A 19,644-nucleotide genomic window follows, 5' to 3' on the forward strand; every position below is an offset into this window, starting at 1 on the left:
GATTCGCGATACGGCCGCGCATTTCCGCACGTGCAACCCGGACGCTGCCGTCATCCCTGCGTTCGCCGTAATGACGATGGCGGAGTCGCAGGGCGTCGATCCATGCTTGCCAGCCGGCCTTCGCGCGCCGCACTCACTCCGGCGCCGCGACCACCCGGTTCTTGCCGGCCTGCTTGGCCTGGTACATCGCGCGGTCCGCGCGTGCCAGCAGATCGTCCTGCGATTCCCCCGGCACCCAGCGCGCGACGCCCGCGCTGAAGGTCGCCAGGATGCCGCGGCCTTCGTACACCAGCGGCTTGTGCGCGAGCCGGTCGCGCAGGCGCTCCAGCGTTCCCATCGCTTCGAGGAAGCTGGTCTCAGGCAGCAGCAGCACGAACTCCTCGCCGCCGAAGCGGGCGACGGCATCCGTGGCGCGCAGGGTGGCACGCGCTAGCGTCACGACATGGCACAGCGCCGCATCGCCACCCAGGTGTCCGTGCGCGGCGTTGATGTGGCGGAAATCGTCCAGGTCCAGCATCGCCAGCGTCAGCGTCTGGCCGCTGCGCAGGGCACGCACGGACTCGCGCTTGAACAGCTCGTCGAAGCCGCGCCGGTTCAGCGCATCGGTGAGCTGGTCGACGCGCACCAGTTCGGACACGGACTGCAGTTCCTGCTCGAGGTCCATCACGCGCCGCTCGGCGTCTTCCACTTCGCGTCGCGCTTCCATCAGGCTGTCGCGCGCGCGTAGGGCCTGCGCCTGCACCTGCGCGGTGTCCTCCAGGATGTCCTCCATCCGCTTGCCCAGTTCGGCGATGCTGCGGCTCTCGCGCACGGCCTGCGCGTGGAAGCTGATGCGGTCATGGTACTCGCCGGTGCTGCTGGCCATGCCGTCCAGGCGTTCGACGAAGGTGACCATCATCTCCTTCATCGACGCCTTCGATTCGGCCAGTCCCTGCTTGAGCAGGCCTTGCTTGTAGATCACCTCGCGCAGCCCGGCGCGCGTCTGCTCCAGCGCGGTTCGGTCGAGCGGGCCCGCGAGCAACTGGCGTACCGCACCGATCTGGTCCTGCAGCCAGCTGCCGTCTTCGATCAGCTCGCCGACGTTCTCCAGCAGCAGGTCGAACAGGCTGCGCATCAGCTCCTGCGCGTCGTCCACCTCGTGCGACCGCTGGCTCACCTGCTGGCAGAGGTCGCGGAGGTCCGCGCCGAGTTCGCCCAGCGGCTGGTTGGCCTGCCACTGGCGCACGCGGTCCGCCAGCGCATGCGCCTGCGGCAAGAGGGCGCCGTCGTCGCGCAGCAGCTGCTCCACGCCGCCGACCAGTAGCTGGTACAGCAGGTCGCGCAGCTGTTCGGCCTCGCCGGCGAGCGGCTCGTCCTGGATCGTACGGATGTACTTGTCGATGAGTTGGCGCAGCGCGCGGCCATAACGCGGCCAGTCCTTGTCGGCCTGGGCGGATTGCAGCCGTTCGCCCATGCCGTGCAGTTCACCCGGCAGGCCGGCGACGCCGTCGGCGAACGCGGACAGCAGGGCGCCGGGTTCTTCCGCGTGGGCGAACAGCGCCTGCAGCTGCGCGCTGCTGATGGCGTTCCGCGGTCTGGCCGTTGTCGTCGTGGCCAACTCGCGCGAGGCGGGCGCGCCCGCCTCGCGGCGACGCGACCAGAGCCGGCGGAAACCGCCCGCGATACCCGAATTTTCGTCGGCCATGTCAGCCATTCAAGTCGCTCGCACGGCCAGGGGCAGATGCCCGATGACCACCAGGGGATGCCGGGTTATCGGCCGCGGCGGGCGCAGGTTGAGGGCAGGCAGGACGTGTCGGACGGGAGGCGGCCGAAAGCGTGACGCCGGCGCGGGTGTCAGTTGCTGGCCGGGGACAGCCGGGCGTGGGCTTCTTCGATGATGCCGAGGTGGGTCCTGGCTTCTTCATTGCCCTCCGCGGCGGCGGCGCGGACCTGCTCGAGACTGGGGTGCGAGACGATCAGCAGCAGGTTGCCGCACTGCGGGCAGGCATAGTCGGTGACGGCGTCGTGCAACTCCATCGCCATGGCGCGACTGTCGCCCGCCCAGTCGCAGGGGCAGGCCAGGGAACGTTCGCGCCAGCCGGCACTGAAGTAGTCGGGAACGAGTTCGGCCACGGCTCAGCGCCCGCGCCGCTGGGCGAACAGCCAGTCCCACAAAGGGGCATGGGCGTACGTCGCGTCCCAGCTGTTGTGGTTGGCATCGGGGAACTCGGTGTATCGCGCATCGCGCGCGCCGGCCTTGTCCAGTGCCGCCTCCATGCGGCGCGATTGCGACGGCGGTACGACGTCGTCCTTGCCGCCATGGAAAATCCACACGGGCACGTCCTTCAGGCGCTGCGCGGCGGCGGCGAAGGGATCCGCCTCGCCCGCCACGCTGTGGACGTTCATGCTGGAACGGTCACGTCCCCAGTCGACGGTGATGCCGCCGCACACGGGCACCAGCGCGGCGAAACGCGTCGGCTGCTGCAGCGCCAGTTCCCACGTGCCGTAGCCGCCCATCGACATGCCGGTCAGGGAGACGCGGTCGGGGTCCCCGTTGAATTCCCGCATGGCGGCATCGAGGGTCGCGAATGCGATGGGGCCGGCGGATTGGGTCCACTCGGTGTCGTCGGGTGCCTGCGGGAACACCACCAGCGCCGGGAAGGTATCGGCATGCTGCCGCACGTACGGTCCCAATCCCGCCATGGTCTGCTTCACGCCATCGCTGCCGCGCTCGCCCGAGCCATTGAGGAACAGCACCACCGGCGGCTTGGCCTTGCGGAAGCGCGCGGCCGGCACGAAGACCTGGTAGCGGTAGGTCTTGCCCGCAAGCGCGACCTCGCGCGAGACGAACTCGCCCGTCGGATTCATCGGGGACGTGGTGGTACAGGCGGTCATCAGGATCAGCAGCAAGCCCATACAGGCGGTGGGGAAAAGGCGCATGACGGTCGTGATCGAAGGGTAACGGTCGCAGCATAACCCGCGGGAATGGGCGTCGGATCGCGTCGCTTCGTCAGCGCGTCGGATCCGCCGGCGGCATGTCGTCCCGCAGTCGAAGGAAGCGGGCGAAGCGCGGCAACCCGGTCGATGTCACGCCCGTGTACCGATAGGTCAGCCACGCACCCAGCGGGGGCGGGCTGGCGCGCTGGGCATCAGTGAATCCGGTCCCGAGGCGGAACAGGCGCCCGTCCCGCGTGCGCACCTGCAGCGCGCCCATCATGCCCTCGTACTTTCCCTTGCCGGGCAGGTGCGCGACCACCTGCGCCTCGGCGTCCTCGTGGGGTTTGTACTTGAGCAGGTCGTCGCTGCGTCCAGCACGATAGCGCGCGTCGCGTCGATGCAGCATCAGTCCTTCCCCGCCGGCCGCGACAACGCGGGCCAGTTCCGCGTCCAGTGCGGCGCGGGTGGCAATGGGGTGCTGCGGGATCATTGCCAGGTGCGCACTGCGCGCCGTCGACACCAGGCGGCGCATCCGCACGACGCGTTCCGCGAACGGTCCCGGCTGTGAGGGCAGGTCGAATACCATGAAACGGACATCGCGCCACGCCTGCGGGTTGGTGGCCGCGCGGCGGACGAGGGCGCTGATGTCGTCGAAGTGGCCACGTGCGATCCACAGTTCCCCGTCCATGGGCTCGCCGGGCCAGCCCCGGGTGAACGCCGCTGGGGCCGCGATGCGCGCGCCGCCCCGCGTCCAGAGTGCGCGTCCGTCCCAGCGCGCCCGCACGCCGTCGAGTTTCTCGCTGACGAGGAAGGCATCGACCGGCACGCCATCGCGGTAGGCCGTCGCCAGCATCGGCTTGGGGGATGCCGACAGGACCGGCCAGGCCAGTACGCAAAGCAGGAGGGTCAGGAGCAGGCGCATGGCGGCGATGACCGGAACGGATGATGCGCCAGCATCGTGCGCGTCGCCCGCGCATGGGCATCGGGGCAACCCGCATCAGTCGGTAGGAAAGTGTCCCGTGGAAACTCCGCCCGGATGGCCGGGTCAGCGATGCCACGCCAGGGCAGACCGTCGGATCGGGATCACGCCCGCGTCCAGCACCACGCGACCAGCGCAAACACGTGCAGCGCCACCATCGTCCAGAAGACGACGCGATACCCGGGCTTGCGCGACTTGTGCCGCAGCCACTGCTGCGCGATCCATGCGCCGGGCCAGCCGCCGGCGAGTTCGAGCAGGTGCAGCGTGGACTCCGGCGTGCGCCACCGGCCTGTCTGCGCGGCATGCTTGTCGAGCGCGTAGACGACGAAGGTGATGGCCGACATCCCGAGCGCCACGAACACCGCTTCGAACGGAAGCCTGCTACCGCGGATCGCCCAACCGATGGAGAGCGCGTACAGCACCACCGCCGTCGCACCGGCGAGGGGGGACGCGGGGCGGGGCGCAGCGGCGGCGCGCGTGGCGGGCTTGGCATGGCGCGCGACGGGCACCGTCCGCCGTACCGCCCGTGCGCGCCACTTGCCGTCGGGCTGGCGCTGCGCGGTGAATTTCACCAGCTCACCGACTTCGGGACGACGACCGTCGAGCCGGTAGTCGCGGACGTGGAAGAACACGCGCGCGGGCTCGCCATCGAGCGGGGCGATGAAGCCGAAGCCGCGGTCGTCGTTCCATTCGCCGACCTTGCCGAGTCGCTCCATGCGCATGCCTCAGTGCAGCAGGATCAGCGTCGCCAGGCCGAGGAAACAGAAGAAGCCCATGACGTCGGTCACGGCGGTGACGACGACGGTGCCGGCGACGGCGGGGTCGATGTTCATCCGCTTGAGCAGCAGCGGCAGCAGTACGCCGGCGGTGGCGGCGGCGCAGAAGTTGATGATGAGCGCCAGCGCAATCACCAGGGACAACAGTGGATTGCGGAACCAGGCGAATGCGATCACACCCACGATGCCACCGATCAGCAGGCCGTTGATCAGCGCGACGCGTATTTCCTTCCACAGCAGGATGCGGGCATTGCTGGAGCCCACTTGTCCGAGGGCCAGGCCGCGCACCATCAATGTCAGCACCTGCACCGCCGCGTTGCCGCCGATGCCGGCGACGATGGGCATCAGCACGGCCAGTGCAACGATCTTTTCGAGCGTCACTTCGAACTGGCCGATCACCGTCGCGGCCATGAACGCGGTGAACAGGTTGATGCCCAGCCACACCACGCGGCCGCGCACGGCGCGCTTGACCGGCGAGAACAGGTCCTCGTCCTCGTCCAGGCCGGCGGCGCCCAGCGCCTGGTGCTCGGCTTGCTCGCGGATGATGTCGACCACGTCATCGATGGTGATGCGGCCGAGCAGGATGTTGTTGTCGTCCACGACCGGCGCCGACACCCAGTCATGGTCGGAGAACTGGCGCGCCACTTCCTGCGCGCTCTCACCCACGTCGATGGCCGGCTGCTCGTCGTCGATCAGCCGGTTGATGGGCGTGGTGTCCTCGTGGGTGACCAGCGCGGCCAGCGGCACGCGGCCGAGGTACTGGTGGCGGCGGCTGACCACGTACAGGTGGTCGGTGTGGTCCGGCAGTTCGCCGCGCAGGCGCAGGTAGCGAAGCACCACGTCGACGTTGACGTCGGCGCGCACGGTGACCACGTCCGGGTTCATCAGGCGGCCGGCGGTATCCTCCGCGTACGACAGCACCTGTTCCAGGCGCTCGCGGTTCTCGCGGTCCATCGACTTGAGGACTTCGTCGATGACGGTGTCGGGCAGGTCCTCGACCAGGTCCGCGAGGTCGTCGATGTCGAGGTCCTCGACCGCGGCGACGATCTCGTCGGTGTCCATGTCCGCCAGCAGGCTTTCGCGCACCTCGTCGCCGACGTGCACCAGCACCTCGCCGTCGTCTTCCGGATCGACCAGGCCCCAGACGACTTCGCGCTTGCCCGGCGGCAGCGATTCCAGCAGGTTGCCGATCTCCGCGGGCGACAACGTGTTGACCAACCGGCGCACGGGACCCAGCCGACCGCTGTCGAGCGCGTCGGAGAGCAGGCGCAACTGGCGTGCGGTCTTGTCGTGGCGGATGGTCTCGACCATTCGGTACTCCGGAATGGGGCCGATCCGTCAGGCGGATGCGACCGGGGCATCAAGCGTTCATTCCGCCATTATCGCCCGGCCTGCGATTTATGGACACCCTGCAGGAGGGGCCGGAACGAAGCATGGACGTGGGAGCGACGTCAGTCGCGATGAGGTGCCTGCGGTGGTCGATCGCGACTGACGTCGCTCCCACAACGGAAGGATCAGGTTGCGGCGGCAGCCTTGAGCCAGCGCTCGATGCCGGCACGGTCCCGCGCCTGCAGCAGCTTGGGCGCGCGTGCCTGCAAATCCGTCAGGTCGCTGTCGCGGATCGTCTTGCGCAGTTCCAGCAACGTCGCCGGATGCAGGCTGAACTCCCGCAGTCCCAGCGCCAGCAGCATCGGCGCGAGGGCGGCGTCGCCGGCAATCTCGCCGCACATGGCCACCGGGACCTTGTGTTCGGCACCGATGCCGATGACGTGCCGGAGCAGTCGCAGCACACCGGGGTGCAGTGGGGAATAGAGTTCGCCCAGGGCCTCGTTGTTGCGGTCGGCCGCCAGCAGGTACTGCACCAGGTCGTTGGTGCCGATCGAGACGAAATCCACCACGTCCACGAAGCCGTGGAAGGCGATCGCGGCGGCGGGCACTTCGATCATCGCGCCGAGTTCGACCTGCCCGGCGATCTCGTGCCCCTGCTTGCGCAGCTGAAGGGACACGCGGCGCAGGCGGCGGCGGACGTCAAGGATCTCCTCGCGGCTGCTCACCATCGGCACGAGGATGCGCACGGGCCCGTAGGCCGACGCGCGCAGGATGGCGCGCAGTTGCGTGTCGAAGACGCCGCCATGGGCGAGCGACAGGCGCACGCCGCGCAGGCCGAGGGCGGGATTCTCTTCATCGCCGACGACCAGTCCGGTCCGATCGGCCTTGTCTGCACCCAGGTCGAGGGTGCGGATGGTCACCGGGCGACCGCTCATGCCCAGCGCGAGGTCGCGGTAGACCTGGAACTGTTCGTCCTCGCTGGGCAGTTCGCGGCGCTGCAGGAACAGGAACTCGGTGCGATACAGGCCGACGCCCGACGCGCCCAGGGCGTGGGCGCTCGCCACGTCCTGCATCGACTCGGCGTTGGCCCACAGTGCGATGGTGGCGCCGTCGCGCGTGCGGCTGGGCTTGGACCGCAGGCGTCCCAGTTCGCGGGCCTCGCGCGCGGCATCGCGCAGGCGCTCGCGGTAACGGCGCAGGTCGCCCGGGTCGGGATTGACCACGACTTCGCCGGTGCCGCCGTCCACCAGCAGTACGTCGCCGTCGTTGATCTTCTGCAGGGCCTGCGCGTTGCCCACCACCAGCGGCAGGTGCAGGCTGCGCGCGAGGATGGCGCTGTGCGACAGCGTGCTGCCGGCGGCCGTGATGACGGCGACGACGCCCTGCTGCTGCAGCTCCGCCAGTTCCGACGGCGCCACGTTGTCGCTGACCAGGATCTCGCCGGCCACGCCGGGGGCATCGGCCGCGCGCTGGTGCAGGTGCGCATGGATGCGGCCGATCACATGGTCGAGGTCGTCCATGCGGCTCTTGAGATAGGCGTCGTCCATGCCGTCGAACACGGCGGCGAGCCGGTCGCGCTGCAGGCGGAGCGCATAGTCGGCCGAATAGCGTCCGGTGCGGATCAGTTCGTCCAGGCCATGCAGCAGTTCCGGGTCGTCCAGCAGCAGTGCATGCAGGTCGAGGAACTCGCCGACCTCCTTCGCCAGCGCGCCATGCAGGCGTGTGCGCAGGCTGTGCATTTCGCGGCGGGTGGCGTCGACGGCCTCATGAAGGCGGGCCACCTCGTCGTCGACCTGGTCCGCACGGATCTGCTGCTCGGCGACATCCAGGACATGCGGCAAGCGGACCCGCGCACGTCCCAGCGCGCTGCCGCGCGATGCCCCATGGCCCGGCAGCAGCGCCCTCATCGGGTCAGCCTTCCTCGTCGAATCGTCGCTCGAACAGCGAGACGACTTCCCGCATCGCGACGGCCTCGTCCTCGCCCTCGATGCGCACGGTGACCGGCGTGCCCTGGCCGGCGGCGAGCAGCATGACGCCCATGATGCTCTTCGCGTTCACCTCCCGGCCCTTGGCCGCCAGCGTCGCGTTGCAGCGGAAGCCGGACAGCGTCTGCACCAGCTTGGCGGTCGCGCGCGCATGCAGGCCGAGGCGGTTGGAAATGGTGAGTTCTTGTTCAAGCATCGTCGTGAATGACTCCATTGCGTGCGCCGGCCGCGGCCGTGACCGGCAGTTCGTCCAATCCCTGTTCCGAATAGTTCATCACCCGCAGCAGCATCGGCAGGCTGAGCGCCGACACACGGCGCACCGGGGTGCCCAGACGGGCGAGCTTGCCCGCCAGGTTGCTGGGGCTGGCCCCGTACAGGTCGGTCAGCACCAGCACACCCTCGCCGCCGTCGACGCGCCGCAGTGCGGCCGACGCCTGCGGGAGCAGGGCCTCCAGGTCCGCGTCGAACGGCACCTCGAAGGCCTCCGCCTTCAGGGGCAGTTGCCGCAGCAGCGCAGTGGCGACCGTCAGGATCGACACGCCCACGCCAGGATGAGTCACAAGGAGAATGCCACAGGCCATGCAGGAACGTTAACAGACGGGCATGACAGGCTGGAAGCGGCGCGGATGGAACGGTAAGGGTCCCTTCTATCCGTGGATCGGCCACGTAGAGCGGAGCTTGCTCCGCTGCCTTTCTGTCCGGGGCTCAGGACAGCGTCAGCCAGCCGAGCAAGCTCGGCGCTACGGAATCCGGGGTCAATCCAGTTCGCGGTGGAAGGTCGCGACTTCTTCCCAGCCCTGCTCGCGGGCGTGCCGGGCCAGGGTTTCCGCCAGATAGACCGAGCGATGCTTGCCCCCCGTGCAGCCGAACGCGATGGTCACGTAACTGCGCGTCTCGCCCCGCAGCCGGGGCAGCCAGGTGTCGAGGAAGCCGCTGACCTGGCCGACGTATTCGGCCACTTCCGGCTGCGCGTCCAGGAATGCCCGCACCTTCGGGTCGCGACCGGCATAGGGGCGCAGTTCCGGATTCCAGTGCGGGTTCGGCAGTACGCGCGCATCGAAGACGAAGTCCGCGTCCGCCGGCACGCCGCGCTTGTAGGCGAAGGATTCGAACAGCAGCGAGAGCTGCGTGCCCTTGTTGAAGGCGAACTCGGCGATGATCCGGCGACGCAACTGGTGAACGTTGAGCTGGCCGGTATCGATGACCACGTCCGCTTCGTCGCGCAGCGGCTGGATGATGGCGCGTTCCTGGCGGATCGCTTCCTGCAGCGACAGGCCGCCGTGGCCGAGGGGATGGCGGCGGCGGGTGTCGGAGTAGCGACGCAGCAGTACGTCGTCGTCGGCGTCGAAGAAGACCAGCCGGCCTTCCAGCCCAAGCTGCGCCAGGGCCGCGCGCCACTGCGCCAGCTTCGACAGGTCGCTATGGCGGCTGCGAACGTCGATGCCCACGGCGATCTTGGGCGGCAGTTCATCCTCGCGCACCAGGCTGCGCACGAACGACGGCAGCAGGTCGACCGGCAGGTTGTCGACGCAGTAGTAGTCGAGGTCCTCGAAGGTCTTCAGCGCGACCGACTTGCCCGAGCCGGACAGCCCGCTGACGATCACCACCGTCGGCGCCACCGGCGTCGCGGCGCCGGTGTCGTCGTGCAGGTCGGAGGCCGGTTCGAACTGCGTCATGGCGTGCTGCGCTCGAGCAGGTTGCTGTGCCGGGCGATGAACATCGCGGCCGGGTCGATGCCCTTGGTGCGCAGGATGTGCAGGCGCGTGGCGGCTTCGGTCAGCACGGCCAGGTTGCGGCCCGGCATCACGGGCAGGGTGATCAGCGGCACGTCGAGGTCCAGCACGTGGCGGGTGCCGGAGTCGCCGGTCAGCCGCTCGTAACCGTGCGGGTTGGGTTCGGTCATCGGGCGTGTCAGGTGCACGATCAGGCGCAGGTACTTGTTCTTCTTCACGGCGGTGTCGCCGAACATCTCGCGCACGTTGAGCACGCCCAGGCCGCGCACTTCCAGCAGGTCCTGCAGCAGTTCGGGGCAGGTGCCGTCCAGCACGTCCGGCGCGATCTGGGTGAACTCCGGCGCGTCGTCGGCGACCAGGCGGTGGCCGCGGCTCAACAGTTCCAGCGCCAGTTCGCTCTTGCCCGACCCCGCCTCGCCCGTGATGAGTACGCCGATCGAGTAAATCTCCATGAAGACACCATGCAGCGTGACACGCGGCGCCAGCGTGCGTGCGAGGTGGTAGGAGAGGTGGTTGAGCAGTTCGTGCCCGCGCTTGGGCGAGCCCCACAGCGGCGTGTCGTTCTCGTTGGCGGCTTCGCGCAGGTCTTCGGGACAGGACTGGCTCTTGCTGATGACCAGCGCCAGCGGCTTGGCCTGCACGATCTTCTCGATCGTTTCCCAGCGCTGACGGGAGTCGAGCGAATCGAGCCAGGTCAGCTCCTCGGTGCCGAGGATCTGGACCTTGTTGGGATAGACGGCATTGAGATAACCCGCCAGGGAGGGACGCCGGGAGACGGTGTCGCCGGATTCGAGCACGCGCTTTTCGCCCTTCTGCCCCGCGAGCCAGCGCAACGCCAGCTTGTCTTTCTGCTGGTCGAACAGTTCACGGGCGGTGATGCTGGTATTCATCATGCGGAGGCAGCCGGCGGGAAGGGAACGCAGCTCCGGCGGCGTGCAGGCAGCGCGACATGCGTCGATACCGACCGCTCCGGTAGTGGCATGGGGAGTGTAAAGGCCGGAGCGTGGGCATGCGACCGCAGGCCGCGACGCCGAGAATGGATGGAGGACAAGACGGAACCGCTCCGCATGGCGGAGCGACTCCGTCGGGGACGGGATCAGCCGATCAGTTCGCCGCGCGCGCCGTGGCGCTGGACGTCGGTGCGCTTTTCCTTGTGCTTGACCAGCAGGCGGTCGAGCTTGTCGGCGAGGATGTCGATGGCGGCGTACATGTCCGGCGCGCCGGCATCGGCGTGCAGCCGGCGGCCGGCAACGTTGACCGTGGCTTCGGCCAGGTAATCGGGTTTACGGGTGCCCAGTTGCGTACGGACTTCGCAGGGTTGCTCGAAGTGGCGTTCCAACCGCCTCAGCTTGGTTTCGACGTATTCGCGCAGGGCGGGAGTGACTTCGATTTCATGGCCGTAAGTCTCGATACGCATGTATGCCTCCTTCAGGTCGGTAGAACCGCGCGTGTGGCGCGGAGCGTGTCAGGAATGACAACGCGGCAGGGTCTGGGGTTCCGTGGATGCTCCTGTGCCGGTGACGATGGCAGGCGACGCCTGCATAGCAAAGATGGACCCGTCCGCGGCAACTATCAACCGTTGCGGGTTTCTTTTTCGAGTCCCAGTGCGGCGTGTTAGGAAACCGTTTTGCGCGGGTGGAACGCGATCACGGAATCGGCGCCGGGTCGGCGTGGTTCAGGCGATGCGCACGCGTTCGTGCGAGGACAGGATGTTGAGCGCCTCGCGGTACTTGGCCACCGTCCTGCGGGCGACCGGAATGCCGGACGCTTTCAGCAGGTCGGCCAGCTTCGCGTCGGACAGCGGCTTGCGCGGATTCTCGGCGTCAACCAGCCGCCTGATCATCGCCTGGATCGCCGTGCTCGACGCTTCGCCGCCGCCGTCCGTGTCGATGCCGGACGCGAAGAAGGCGCGCATCGGCAGCGTGCCGCGCGGGGTGCGGACGTACTTGCGGGCGATCGCGCGCGACACCGTGGATTCGTGCAGGCCGACTTCGTCCGCCACGTCGCGCAAGGTCAGCGGGCGAAGGGCCTGTTCGCCGAATTCGAGGAAACCGGCCTGCTGGTGGAGCAGGCACCGCATCACCTTCAGCAGCGTGTCGCCGCGGGCCTCGACGCTCTTGAGCAGCCAGCGCGCCTCCTGCAGCTGGGCCTTGAGGTATCCGGCGTCGCTGTCGCCGCACTGCCGGATCATCTGTTCGTACCCGCGATGGATGGTGATGCGCGGCAGCGTGTTGCCGGACAGGGCAGCGCGCCATACGCCGCGTTGGCGCCACACCACGCAGTCGGGTACCACGTAGGTGTCGTGAGACAGCTCGCCCACTTGCGCGCCGGGCTTGGGATCTAGGGTGCGGAGCAGGTGCACGGCTTCCTCGACCTCGGCGACCGGCCGCTTGAGCTCCTGCGCGATGCCTGCCACGCCGCTGCGGGGCAGGCGCTCGAGCGCGGTATCGGCGATCCGCAGCGCCAGCGCCTTGCCGGGCGTGTCGTCGCTCAGGACCGCCAACTGGAGGTGCAGGCATTCGCCCAGGGTGCGCGCGGCGACGCCGACGGGATCGAAGCGCTGAATCTGTCGCAACACCACCAGTACCTCGTCCTCGTCGGCCTCGATGTCGGGGCGCAGCGCCTGCACGATGCCGGACAGCGGCTCCCGCAGGTAGCCGTCGTCCTCGAGCGCATCGATCAGGGTCGCGCCGATGCGGCGGTCGCGAACGGAAAGATGCGAGAGGTGCAGCTGCCACAGCAGGTGGTCATGCAGCGTGTCGGCCTCCGCGACGCGCTCGGCGGGGCTGCCGTCCTCATCGTCGTCGAACGAGCCGCCGCTGCCGGACGTGGTCCAGGGGCCTTCGTCCGGCGACCAGTCGTCGCGGTCCTCGGCGGTCTCGCGTGCGGCTTCGGGCGCCGGTTCGGCGGGTGGCTGGTCGTCGTCGTTGCCGCGGAGCTGCGCGGGTTCTTCTTCCGGCTCGCTCCAGTCGAGCAGCGGGTTGGTCTCGACCGCTTCGGTCAGTTCGATCTCGAGCTCGGCGGTGGACATCTGCAGCAGCCGGATGGCCTGACGCAACTGTGGCGTCATGACCAGCTGTTGTCCCAGCGATGTCTGCAGGCGTGGCTTCATTCCCGACCTTGGAAACCCGTGAGGCGGCCCACGGCCGCCGACGGGATCACAGGCGGAAGGTTTCGCCCAGATAGACCCGGCGTACGTCCGGATTGGCCAGCAATGCGTCCGGGGCCCCCTGCGCCAGAACGCTACCGGCATTGAGGATATACGCCCGGTCGCAGATTCCCAAGGTTTCGCGCACGTTGTGGTCGGTGATGAGCACGCCGATGCCGCGGTCCTTCAGGTGTTTGACGATGCGCTGGATCTCGCCGACCGAGATGGGGTCGACGCCGGCGAAGGGTTCGTCCAGCAGCATCAGGCGCGGGCGGGCGGCAAGGGCGCGGGCGATTTCCACGCGACGGCGTTCGCCGCCGGAGAGGCTCGCGCCCAACTGGTCGGCCACGTGGGTGACCTGCAGTTCGTCGAGCAGCGAGGCCAGTTCGCGCTCGATGCCGGCGCCGTCGAGGTCTTCGCGCAGTTCCAGCACCAGCCGGATGTTGTCGGCCACGCTGAGCTTGCGGAACACCGAGGGTTCCTGTGGCAGGTAGCCGACGCCGAGCTTGGCGCGCTGGTACATGGGCTGGGCGGTGATGTCCTGGCCGTCCAGCTCGATGCTGCCGGCATCCGCGGCCACGAGGCCGACGATCATGTAGAAGCAGGTGGTCTTGCCGGCGCCATTCGGACCCAGCAGGCCGACGACTTCGCCCGGCTGCAGGGTCAGGCCGAAGTCGGCGACGACTTCGCGCTGCTTGTAGCGCTTGCGCAGGCCCTTGGCGGTGAGCATCAGTTCTTGCCCTGCGCCGGCGCAGCGGACTTGGGCTGGATCACGGTGCGCACGCGGGTGCCGTCGCCGCCGCTCTGCATGTTGCCGCTCTTGGTGTTGTACACCATGCGCTGGCCGCTGTTGGATCCGCGCTCCGACTTGACCGTGTAGTTGCCGATGAACGTGATGGTCTCGGTCTTCATGTCGTACTCGACGCGATCAGCCTGTGCGTCCATCCACGTGCCGTCGTCCATCTGCTGCTTCATCTTCACCTGCTTGCCGGTGAAGACCGATCGCGATACCTCGCCGTCGGCCATGTAGATCTCGGCAGCGGCCGAGCGGATCTCCAGCGTGCCCTGGGTCACTACCACGCCGCCGCCCAGCACGGTCTTGCCGCTGCCTTCCATGTTGCCGCTCTGGCTGCCGGAGTCGATGGTCATGGCCTGGTTGCGGTCGCTGGCCTTGGCCATGGCGCCCGCGGCGGGCAGCAGGAGCAGCAGCGCAGCGCTAGCGAGCAGAACGCGGTTCATAGATCGATCTCACCTGGGATTTGAATGTGTATTCCTTGGTCTTGAGATTGGTCTCAAAACCGCGCCCGCTCAGTCTAGAGCCAGGCTGGACCACAGTCACCACGTCCTCGGTCTGGGCCAGGTCGCGGTCGGGGAAGACATTGAGCGTGTCGGTACGGAATTCGGCCGGACGCGCACCGCCCTCGGGTGACGTACCGTGCACGTCACCCTTCAGGCGCAGTTCTTCGCCCTTCGCGCTGAGCCAGCCGGTCTTCGACCGCAGCTCCCACGAGCGACCGTCCTCTTCGGGCAGCAGGAAAAGCGGCGTGGTGATGGTGTAGGTCTGGTCCTGCGGGTTGCGCGCCATCTCCGGCGCGCGCACGGCGACGGCCTCCTTGCCCTCGCCGTTGAGCGCGATCATCTCGAAGTCGCGCATCACGTAGTCCGAACGGTCCGCGACCACACGGTTGGGCGGGGGCACATCGCGGTTCTTCCAGGCGGACCAGCCGCTCACGATGGCGGCGACCAGCAACACCAAGCCCAACGTGACGCGCCAGCTCATGCCGTGCCTCCCTCGAACGAAGGCGCATGGCCCTGCGTACCCAACAGCAGGTCGCAGGCTTCGCGCGCGGCGCCCTGGCCACCCGCGCGGCGGGTGCGCCAGTGCGCATGCTGGGCGGTCCACGGATGTGCGTCGGCCGGTGCGATGGCCAGTCCGACGGCACGGAACGGGGGCACATCCGGCAGGTCGTCGCCCATGAAGGCGACCTGGTCCAGGCCGATGCCGAGGCCGGCGCCCAATTCTTGGACGGTGGCGAGCTTGTCCTTGATCCCGGTGAACACCTGCACACCCAGTTCGCGGCCACGCGCCACGGCAACGGTACCGCCGCGAGCGGTGATGAAGGCGACCTCGATCCCGGCGCGCTTCAGCAGCACCAAGCCTTGGCCATCCTGCACATGGAAGGCCTTCTGTTCGCGGCCCTCGCTGTCGAGGAACAGCCGGCCGTCGGTGAGGGTGCCATCCACATCGAAGCACGCTAGGCGGATGCGCGCGGCGCGGGCCAGCACGTCATCGGTCAGGTCATGGAGGTGGCGGAGGGGCATGGGCAGGCGGAGGAATCGTGGGAGGGAAAGCGTGCAACCTTGTGGTTTACACCACGCGGGCACGCAACAGGTCGTGAATGTTGAGTGCGCCGACCGGACGCAGCGCCTCGTCCACGACGATGAGACCGCTGATCTTGTGGGTTTCCATCAGGCGTGCCGCCTCCACCGCCAACTGGTCCGCACCGATGGTCTTGGGCGCGCGCGTCATCAGGTCGGCGATGCGTGCGCTGCGGACGTCCAGCGCCGGATTGTCCAGCGTGCGGCGCAGGTCGCCGTCGGTGAACAGTCCGGCCAGGCGACCGTCCGCGTCGACCACGGCCGTCATGCCCAGACGCTTGCGGCTCATCTCCATCAAGGCGTCGCTCAGCGTCGCCGCCACGTCCACGCGGGGAACATCCTCGCCCGCATGCATCACGTCGGTGATGTGCAGCAGCAGGCGCCGGCCCAGGCTGCCGGCGGGATGGGAGCGGGCGAAATCGTCGGCGGTAAAGCCACGCGCATCCAGTAGCGCGACAGCCATGGCGTCACCCATCGCCAGCGACGCGGTGGTGCTGCTGGTCGGGGCCAGATCGAGCGGGCAGGCCTCGGCCGGTACGCTCACGTCCAGGTGGACATCGCTTTCCCGCGCCAGCGTGGACTGGGGCCGGCCGGTCATGCCGATGACCAGATTGCCCTGGCGCTTGAGCACGGGCAGCAGCATCAACACTTCGTCCGATTCCCCGGAATACGACAGTGCCAGCACCACGTCGGCATCGGTGATCATGCCCAGGTCGCCATGCCCGGCCTCACCCGGGTGCACGTAGAACGCCGGCGTGCCGGTCGATGCCAGGGTCGCGGCGATCTTGCGGGCCACGTGCCCCGACTTGCCCATGCCGGTGCACACCACCCGGCCATGGCCGGCCAGGATGGCCTGGCAAGCGGACGAGAAAGCGCCGTCGATGCGGGCCGCCAATGCGTCCAGCGCCCTGGCCTCGATCTCGACCACGCGACGCCCGCTCGCCGCCAGGCTGGCAGCGGAAACGGACGGGGTCTGGGGCAGCGGCTGGGACATGCGGACGGGGCGCCGGCGGGTAGAATGGCCGGGTATTTTATTAGGAAAGCCCGTTGGACGCCGAAACCATCCGTAAACTGATCGAATCCGGCCTGCCCGGCGCCCGTGCCGACGTACAGGGCGACGATGGCGTCCATTTCGAGGCGACCGTGGTGGCCGACGCCTTCCGCGGCAAGCTGCCGCTGGCGCGGCACCGCATGGTCTACGCCACCCTCGGCGACCTGATGGGCGGTGCGATCCATGCCTTGCAGCTCAGGACCGTAACGCCCGATGAGGCTGGTGCCGCCCGCTGACGCGAACCCGCCGGCGATCCCGGCGATCCCGATTCCCACCCGCAGTTTCCTTTCCGGATTTCCATGCAGAAGATCATCGTCACCGGTGGCAATACGCTCAACGGCGAAGTCACCATCTCCGGCGCCAAGAACGCCGTGCTCCCCATCCTGTGCGCGACGCTGCTGGCGGATGCGCCGGTGGAGGTCACCAACGTGCCGCACCTGCACGACGTGGTGACCACCATCAAGCTGCTGGGCGAACTGGGTGCCGGCATCACCATCGACGAGGGCACGCTGGCGAAGGGGCGTGGCATCACCGTCGATCCCACCACGGTCAGCCGCTTCGTCGCACCGTATGAGTTGGTGAAGACCATGCGCGCGTCGATCCTCGTGCTCGGCCCGCTGGTCGCGCGCCACGGTGCCGCGGTCGTGTCGCTGCCGGGAGGTTGCGCGATCGGCTCGCGCCCGGTCGACCAGCACATCAAGGGTCTGCAGGCGCTGGGTGCCGAGATCACCGTCGAGAACGGCTACATCAAGGCGCGTGCGGCGCGCCTGAAGGGTGCCCGCTTCGTGTTCGACATGGTCACCGTGACCGGCACCGAGAACGTCATGGCCGCCGCCACCCTGGCCGAAGGCACCACGGTGCTGGAAAACGCAGCGATGGAGCCGGAAGTCACCGACCTTGCCGAATGCCTCAATGCGCTGGGCGCGAAGATCGAGGGCGCGGGGACGTCGCGCATCACCATCCACGGCGTCGAGCGCCTCGGCGGCGGGCGCCACTCGGTAGTACCGGACCGCATCGAGACGGGTACCTTCCTGGTCGCGGCGGCGATGACCGGCGGCAAGGTCACTGCGCGCAATGCGCGTCCCGACACGCTCGAAGCCGTGCTCGACAAGCTGACCGAAGCCGGTGCGAAGATCGACACGACCGCCGACAGCATCACCCTCGACATGCAGGGCAAGCGACCGAAGGCGGTCGATCTGACCACCGCGCCGTACCCGGCCTTCCCTACCGACATGCAGGCGCAGTTCATGGCGCTGAACTGCGTGGCCGATGGCGTGGGCGTGATCAACGAGACGATCTTCGAAAACCGCTTCATGCACGTCAACGAACTCCTGCGCCTGGGCGCCGACATCCGCGTGGAAGGCCATACCGCCATCGTGCGTGGCGTGCAGCAGCTCGGCGGCGCGCCCGTGATGGCCACCGACCTGCGCGCGTCGGCGTCGCTGATCCTGGCCGGCCTGGCCGCCGGGGGAGAAACCACCATCGACCGCATCTATCACCTCGACCGCGGCTACGAGAACATCGAGGAGAAGCTTGGTGGCTTGGGCGCGAAGATCAGGCGCGTGTCGTGAGCCGGCCCGATCCCTCGTTGTCGGGCATCCGGCCGCGCTTCCCGCTGCGCCGGAAGATCCTGCTGGGCATCGTGGTGGGGTTGCTCGCGCTGGTCGCCGGGTTGCACTACACCGGATCCGCCGCGACGCACGGCATCACCACGCGCGACATGGACTGGAACGCTGACGGCACGGTCACGCAGGGCGAAATCGCGCAGGCGATCTTCTCGGTCGTGGTGGAGCAGAAGCAGGATGGCAACCGCCAGTGCAACACCTTCGCCTGGCGCAGTGGCGCCGGCACGATCCGGATGGACTGCAAGACCGTGTTCCAGGCCGACGCAGCAACCAAGTAATGAAAAAAGCCCGGCAACGCCGGGCTTTCTTGTTCTCGGCAACGTGCTGCGTCAGCGCCAGGACTTCAGCGTCAGGTCGATCGTGTCCTGCCCGTTCTCGCGCTGCAGGATGCGTGCCGGCACCGGAGCGTCGGCGACCACCCAGACGATGGTCTGCTTGTCCCCATCGGTGCGAACGACCTTCGTCGCGTCCTGCGGCTTGCCCCCGATGGTGATCCGCTCCTTGCCCGCGATCTGGTAGTTCATCGGCTTGGCGCGGCCGTTTTCCACCATGCGGTAGGTCAACGGCTTGCCGGCGGCGACGTCGCGCACGATGGCCAGGTTGACCAGCAGCGCATCCATGTCGCCGGCGACCAGTTTCACCGGACCGGCGCGATCGGGCTTCACGTCACCGTTCCAGGTAGCCTGCGCTTTCCCCCAGTCGTAGACCGTGTTGACGTTCTTCTTCTTGATGAGCAGGCGCGAACTGTCGCTGCTGCTCAAGGGACGCATGCGGCCCTCCTGCACGTCGAAGACGGTCTTCTGGCTAAGGTCGACGGCCTGGTTGCGCACGGTCAACGCGTACTGCCAGCGGTTGCCCGGTTGCGGCGTCACCGACATCTGTCCTTCGCCCACCATGCCCAGCGCGCTGGCGCTGTATTGCGCGGTGAACGCCTCGACGGCCCAGGCGGGCGCGCTGGCGCCGGCCAGCAGCATGGCGGCCAACAGGGCGCGCGGATACGGGAGTGCATTCTTCGTCATGTTCACGGTGCTCCTTGGTATTCGACCAGGCGGAGATCCACGCCGTCCTGTCCGTTTTCCCGCTGCAGGATGCGCACGGGGGTGGGCACGCCATCGGCGACCCAGAAAATCGTTTCGTCATCGCCGCCGTTGGCCCGGCTGACGCGCAGGGCGCTGTAGCTGAGGTCTTCGACGGTCACGTTTTCCGGCTCGGACGACACCACGTACTGGTAGTCGCGGATGCGGCCATTGTCCACGACCCGGTAATCGAGTTGCCTGCCGGGAGCAGCATCGCGGATCACCGCGAGGTTCATCAGCAGCGCGCTCACGTCGCCCGGCTGCAACGGCAACGGCGCGCGCCGGCTCTTCTTGATGTCACCCTGCCACTGCGCGGTTCTGGCGTTCCAATCGTAGGTGCCCACCATTTTCCTGCCCATGAGCAACGCATGGCGGACGGTGGCCTGGCTGAGGGGGCGGAACTGGCCACCCGCGGTATCGAAGACGGTGCTCTGTTCGATGTTCAGTCCTGCCAGACGCGCGAAGCCGCGCGTCCCTTTCACGTTCAGGTCGATCTGCCACTGGCTTCCCGCCTTGGGTACCACCTTCATGCTAGCGCTGCCGGCCAGCTTGCCCTCGTTGTAGGCCTGGTAGCTGGCCACGAACGGCTCCAGCGCCAGCGCGGGCGCAGCGGCACCGGCCATTGCCAGGCCGAACAGCAGAGGGCG

At 68.2% G+C, this 19,644-nt stretch carries 23 protein-coding genes; 3 read left to right on the forward strand and 20 right to left on the reverse strand.

Features of this window, described 5'->3' with window-relative positions; translation table 11 throughout:
- Window positions 1-133: 133 nt before the first annotated feature.
- The 18 genes from Q0907_RS14455 to Q0907_RS14540 all read right to left on the reverse strand — a co-directional run bounded on the left by Q0907_RS14455 (window position 134) and on the right by Q0907_RS14540 (window position 16,239).
- On the reverse strand, window positions 134-1,684 hold the full coding sequence (locus Q0907_RS14455) for a GGDEF domain-containing protein (RefSeq protein WP_296278414.1): 1,551 nt from the start codon (window positions 1,682-1,684) through the stop codon (window positions 134-136).
- Window positions 1,685-1,833: 149 nt separating this feature from the next.
- On the reverse strand, window positions 1,834-2,112 hold the full coding sequence (locus Q0907_RS14460; RefSeq protein WP_299346078.1) for a hypothetical protein: 279 nt from the start codon (window positions 2,110-2,112) through the stop codon (window positions 1,834-1,836).
- Window positions 2,113-2,115: 3 nt separating this feature from the next.
- Window positions 2,116-2,919, reverse strand: a complete 804-nt coding sequence (locus tag Q0907_RS14465; protein WP_299346081.1) for a prolyl oligopeptidase family serine peptidase — start codon at window positions 2,917-2,919, stop codon at window positions 2,116-2,118.
- Window positions 2,920-2,989: 70 nt separating this feature from the next.
- Window positions 2,990-3,838: a DNA ligase gene (locus tag Q0907_RS14470; RefSeq protein ID WP_299346084.1), complete on the reverse strand. Its 849-nt coding sequence runs from the start codon at window positions 3,836-3,838 to the stop codon at window positions 2,990-2,992.
- Between the two features lie 161 nt (window positions 3,839-3,999).
- Window positions 4,000-4,617 carry a DUF1294 domain-containing protein gene (locus Q0907_RS14475; RefSeq protein ID WP_299346087.1) on the reverse strand — a complete coding sequence of 206 codons (618 nt, stop codon included), beginning with the start codon at window positions 4,615-4,617 and terminating at the stop codon, window positions 4,000-4,002.
- Window positions 4,618-4,620: 3 nt separating this feature from the next.
- A complete protein-coding gene (gene mgtE, locus Q0907_RS14480; protein ID WP_162339172.1) occupies window positions 4,621-5,982 on the reverse strand; it encodes a magnesium transporter in 1,362 nt (453 codons plus the stop codon).
- 203 nt (window positions 5,983-6,185) lie between these two features.
- A complete protein-coding gene (gene ptsP, locus Q0907_RS14485; protein WP_299346094.1) occupies window positions 6,186-7,907 on the reverse strand; it encodes a phosphoenolpyruvate--protein phosphotransferase in 1,722 nt (573 codons plus the stop codon).
- 4 nt (window positions 7,908-7,911) lie between these two features.
- A complete protein-coding gene (locus Q0907_RS14490) occupies window positions 7,912-8,181 on the reverse strand; it encodes an HPr family phosphocarrier protein (RefSeq protein WP_296278407.1) in 270 nt (89 codons plus the stop codon).
- A complete protein-coding gene (locus Q0907_RS14495) occupies window positions 8,174-8,566 on the reverse strand; it encodes a PTS fructose IIA subunit family protein (RefSeq protein ID WP_296278406.1) in 393 nt (130 codons plus the stop codon). The genes Q0907_RS14490 and Q0907_RS14495 overlap by 8 nt, the downstream gene beginning before the upstream one ends.
- Window positions 8,567-8,740: 174 nt before the next feature.
- Entirely contained in the window at window positions 8,741-9,661 is a 921-nt protein-coding gene (gene rapZ / locus Q0907_RS14500) for an RNase adapter RapZ (RefSeq protein WP_296278405.1), read from the reverse strand.
- Window positions 9,658-10,608, reverse strand: coding sequence for an HPr(Ser) kinase/phosphatase (hprK, locus tag Q0907_RS14505; protein WP_296278563.1), 951 nt, complete (start codon window positions 10,606-10,608; stop codon window positions 9,658-9,660). Before hprK ends, rapZ begins: the two co-directional genes overlap by 4 nt.
- 206 nt (window positions 10,609-10,814) lie before the next feature.
- Complete coding sequence (gene raiA, locus Q0907_RS14510; protein ID WP_296278404.1) at window positions 10,815-11,135, reverse strand: ribosome-associated translation inhibitor RaiA; 321 nt, start codon at window positions 11,133-11,135, stop codon at window positions 10,815-10,817.
- A 258-nt stretch (window positions 11,136-11,393) separates the two neighbouring features.
- Window positions 11,394-12,830 (reverse strand): RNA polymerase factor sigma-54, encoded by a 1,437-nt coding sequence (locus tag Q0907_RS14515; protein WP_299346099.1) that lies wholly within the window; start codon window positions 12,828-12,830, stop codon window positions 11,394-11,396.
- 46 nt (window positions 12,831-12,876) lie between these two features.
- Window positions 12,877-13,596 carry an LPS export ABC transporter ATP-binding protein gene (lptB, locus tag Q0907_RS14520; RefSeq protein WP_055936391.1) on the reverse strand — a complete coding sequence of 240 codons (720 nt, stop codon included), beginning with the start codon at window positions 13,594-13,596 and terminating at the stop codon, window positions 12,877-12,879.
- Entirely contained in the window at window positions 13,596-14,105 is a 510-nt protein-coding gene (gene lptA, locus Q0907_RS14525; RefSeq protein ID WP_296278402.1) for a lipopolysaccharide transport periplasmic protein LptA, read from the reverse strand. The genes lptB and lptA overlap by 1 nt, the downstream gene beginning before the upstream one ends.
- A complete protein-coding gene (gene lptC / locus Q0907_RS14530; RefSeq protein ID WP_296278401.1) occupies window positions 14,083-14,646 on the reverse strand; it encodes an LPS export ABC transporter periplasmic protein LptC in 564 nt (187 codons plus the stop codon). The genes lptA and lptC overlap by 23 nt, the downstream gene beginning before the upstream one ends.
- Entirely contained in the window at window positions 14,643-15,188 is a 546-nt protein-coding gene (locus tag Q0907_RS14535) for an HAD hydrolase family protein (protein ID WP_299346102.1), read from the reverse strand. The genes lptC and Q0907_RS14535 overlap by 4 nt, the downstream gene beginning before the upstream one ends.
- Window positions 15,189-15,234: 46 nt before the next feature.
- Window positions 15,235-16,239, reverse strand: coding sequence for a KpsF/GutQ family sugar-phosphate isomerase (locus tag Q0907_RS14540; RefSeq protein ID WP_299346105.1), 1,005 nt, complete (start codon window positions 16,237-16,239; stop codon window positions 15,235-15,237).
- A gap of 53 nt (window positions 16,240-16,292) precedes the next feature.
- Here Q0907_RS14540 and Q0907_RS14545 point away from each other — a divergent pair, with 53 nt between their 5' ends.
- The 3 genes from Q0907_RS14545 (at window position 16,293) to Q0907_RS14555 (ending at window position 18,199) form a co-directional block, all read left to right on the forward strand.
- Entirely contained in the window at window positions 16,293-16,532 is a 240-nt protein-coding gene (locus Q0907_RS14545) for a BolA family protein (protein ID WP_296278398.1), read from the forward strand.
- 63 nt (window positions 16,533-16,595) lie between these two features.
- Window positions 16,596-17,867 (forward strand): UDP-N-acetylglucosamine 1-carboxyvinyltransferase, encoded by a 1,272-nt coding sequence (gene murA / locus Q0907_RS14550; protein ID WP_299346108.1) that lies wholly within the window; start codon window positions 16,596-16,598, stop codon window positions 17,865-17,867.
- On the forward strand, window positions 17,864-18,199 hold the full coding sequence (locus Q0907_RS14555; RefSeq protein ID WP_299346111.1) for an EF-hand domain-containing protein: 336 nt from the start codon (window positions 17,864-17,866) through the stop codon (window positions 18,197-18,199). Before murA ends, Q0907_RS14555 begins: the two co-directional genes overlap by 4 nt.
- Window positions 18,200-18,250: 51 nt before the next feature.
- Here Q0907_RS14555 and Q0907_RS14560 read toward each other — a convergent pair whose 3' ends face one another.
- Together Q0907_RS14560 and Q0907_RS14565 are read right to left on the reverse strand one after the other, a co-directional pair.
- Entirely contained in the window at window positions 18,251-18,940 is a 690-nt protein-coding gene (locus tag Q0907_RS14560) for a DUF3108 domain-containing protein (RefSeq protein WP_296278395.1), read from the reverse strand.
- 2 nt (window positions 18,941-18,942) lie between these two features.
- The gene (locus Q0907_RS14565; RefSeq protein ID WP_299346359.1) at window positions 18,943-19,620 is read right to left on the reverse strand and encodes a DUF3108 domain-containing protein; all 678 of its coding nucleotides are present in this window, start codon (window positions 19,618-19,620) and stop codon (window positions 18,943-18,945) included.
- Window positions 19,621-19,644 lie beyond the last annotated feature (24 nt).

The organism is uncultured Pseudoxanthomonas sp. (assembly GCF_947498795.1).
In the GTDB taxonomy this organism is placed as follows: Bacteria; Pseudomonadota; Gammaproteobacteria; order Xanthomonadales; family Xanthomonadaceae; genus Pseudoxanthomonas_A.

Coding starts and splice junctions, on each gene's coding strand:
- Q0907_RS14455 (WP_296278414.1), bottom strand. CDS start 1,684: ATGGCCGACGAAAATTCGGGTATCGCGGGCGGTTTCCGCCGGCTCTGG.
- Q0907_RS14465 (WP_299346081.1), bottom strand. CDS start 2,919: ATGCGCCTTTTCCCCACCGCCTGTATGGGCTTGCTGCTGATCCTGATG.
- Q0907_RS14470 (WP_299346084.1), bottom strand. CDS start 3,838: ATGCGCCTGCTCCTGACCCTCCTGCTTTGCGTACTGGCCTGGCCGGTC.
- Q0907_RS14475 (WP_299346087.1), bottom strand. CDS start 4,617: ATGCGCATGGAGCGACTCGGCAAGGTCGGCGAATGGAACGACGACCGC.
- mgtE (WP_162339172.1), bottom strand. CDS start 5,982: ATGGTCGAGACCATCCGCCACGACAAGACCGCACGCCAGTTGCGCCTG.
- ptsP (WP_299346094.1), bottom strand. CDS start 7,907: ATGAGGGCGCTGCTGCCGGGCCATGGGGCATCGCGCGGCAGCGCGCTG.
- Q0907_RS14490 (WP_296278407.1), bottom strand. CDS start 8,181: ATGCTTGAACAAGAACTCACCATTTCCAACCGCCTCGGCCTGCATGCG.
- Q0907_RS14495 (WP_296278406.1), bottom strand. CDS start 8,566: ATGGCCTGTGGCATTCTCCTTGTGACTCATCCTGGCGTGGGCGTGTCG.
- rapZ (WP_296278405.1), bottom strand. CDS start 9,661: ATGACGCAGTTCGAACCGGCCTCCGACCTGCACGACGACACCGGCGCC.
- hprK (WP_296278563.1), bottom strand. CDS start 10,608: ATGAATACCAGCATCACCGCCCGTGAACTGTTCGACCAGCAGAAAGAC.
- raiA (WP_296278404.1), bottom strand. CDS start 11,135: ATGCGTATCGAGACTTACGGCCATGAAATCGAAGTCACTCCCGCCCTG.
- Q0907_RS14515 (WP_299346099.1), bottom strand. CDS start 12,830: ATGAAGCCACGCCTGCAGACATCGCTGGGACAACAGCTGGTCATGACG.
- lptB (WP_055936391.1), bottom strand. CDS start 13,596: ATGCTCACCGCCAAGGGCCTGCGCAAGCGCTACAAGCAGCGCGAAGTC.
- lptA (WP_296278402.1), bottom strand. CDS start 14,105: ATGAACCGCGTTCTGCTCGCTAGCGCTGCGCTGCTGCTCCTGCTGCCC.
- lptC (WP_296278401.1), bottom strand. CDS start 14,646: ATGAGCTGGCGCGTCACGTTGGGCTTGGTGTTGCTGGTCGCCGCCATC.
- Q0907_RS14535 (WP_299346102.1), bottom strand. CDS start 15,188: ATGCCCCTCCGCCACCTCCATGACCTGACCGATGACGTGCTGGCCCGC.
- Q0907_RS14540 (WP_299346105.1), bottom strand. CDS start 16,239: ATGTCCCAGCCGCTGCCCCAGACCCCGTCCGTTTCCGCTGCCAGCCTG.
- murA (WP_299346108.1), top strand. CDS start 16,596: ATGCAGAAGATCATCGTCACCGGTGGCAATACGCTCAACGGCGAAGTC.
- Q0907_RS14560 (WP_296278395.1), bottom strand. CDS start 18,940: ATGACGAAGAATGCACTCCCGTATCCGCGCGCCCTGTTGGCCGCCATG.
- Q0907_RS14565 (WP_299346359.1), bottom strand. CDS start 19,620: ATGGCCGGTGCCGCTGCGCCCGCGCTGGCGCTGGAGCCGTTCGTGGCC.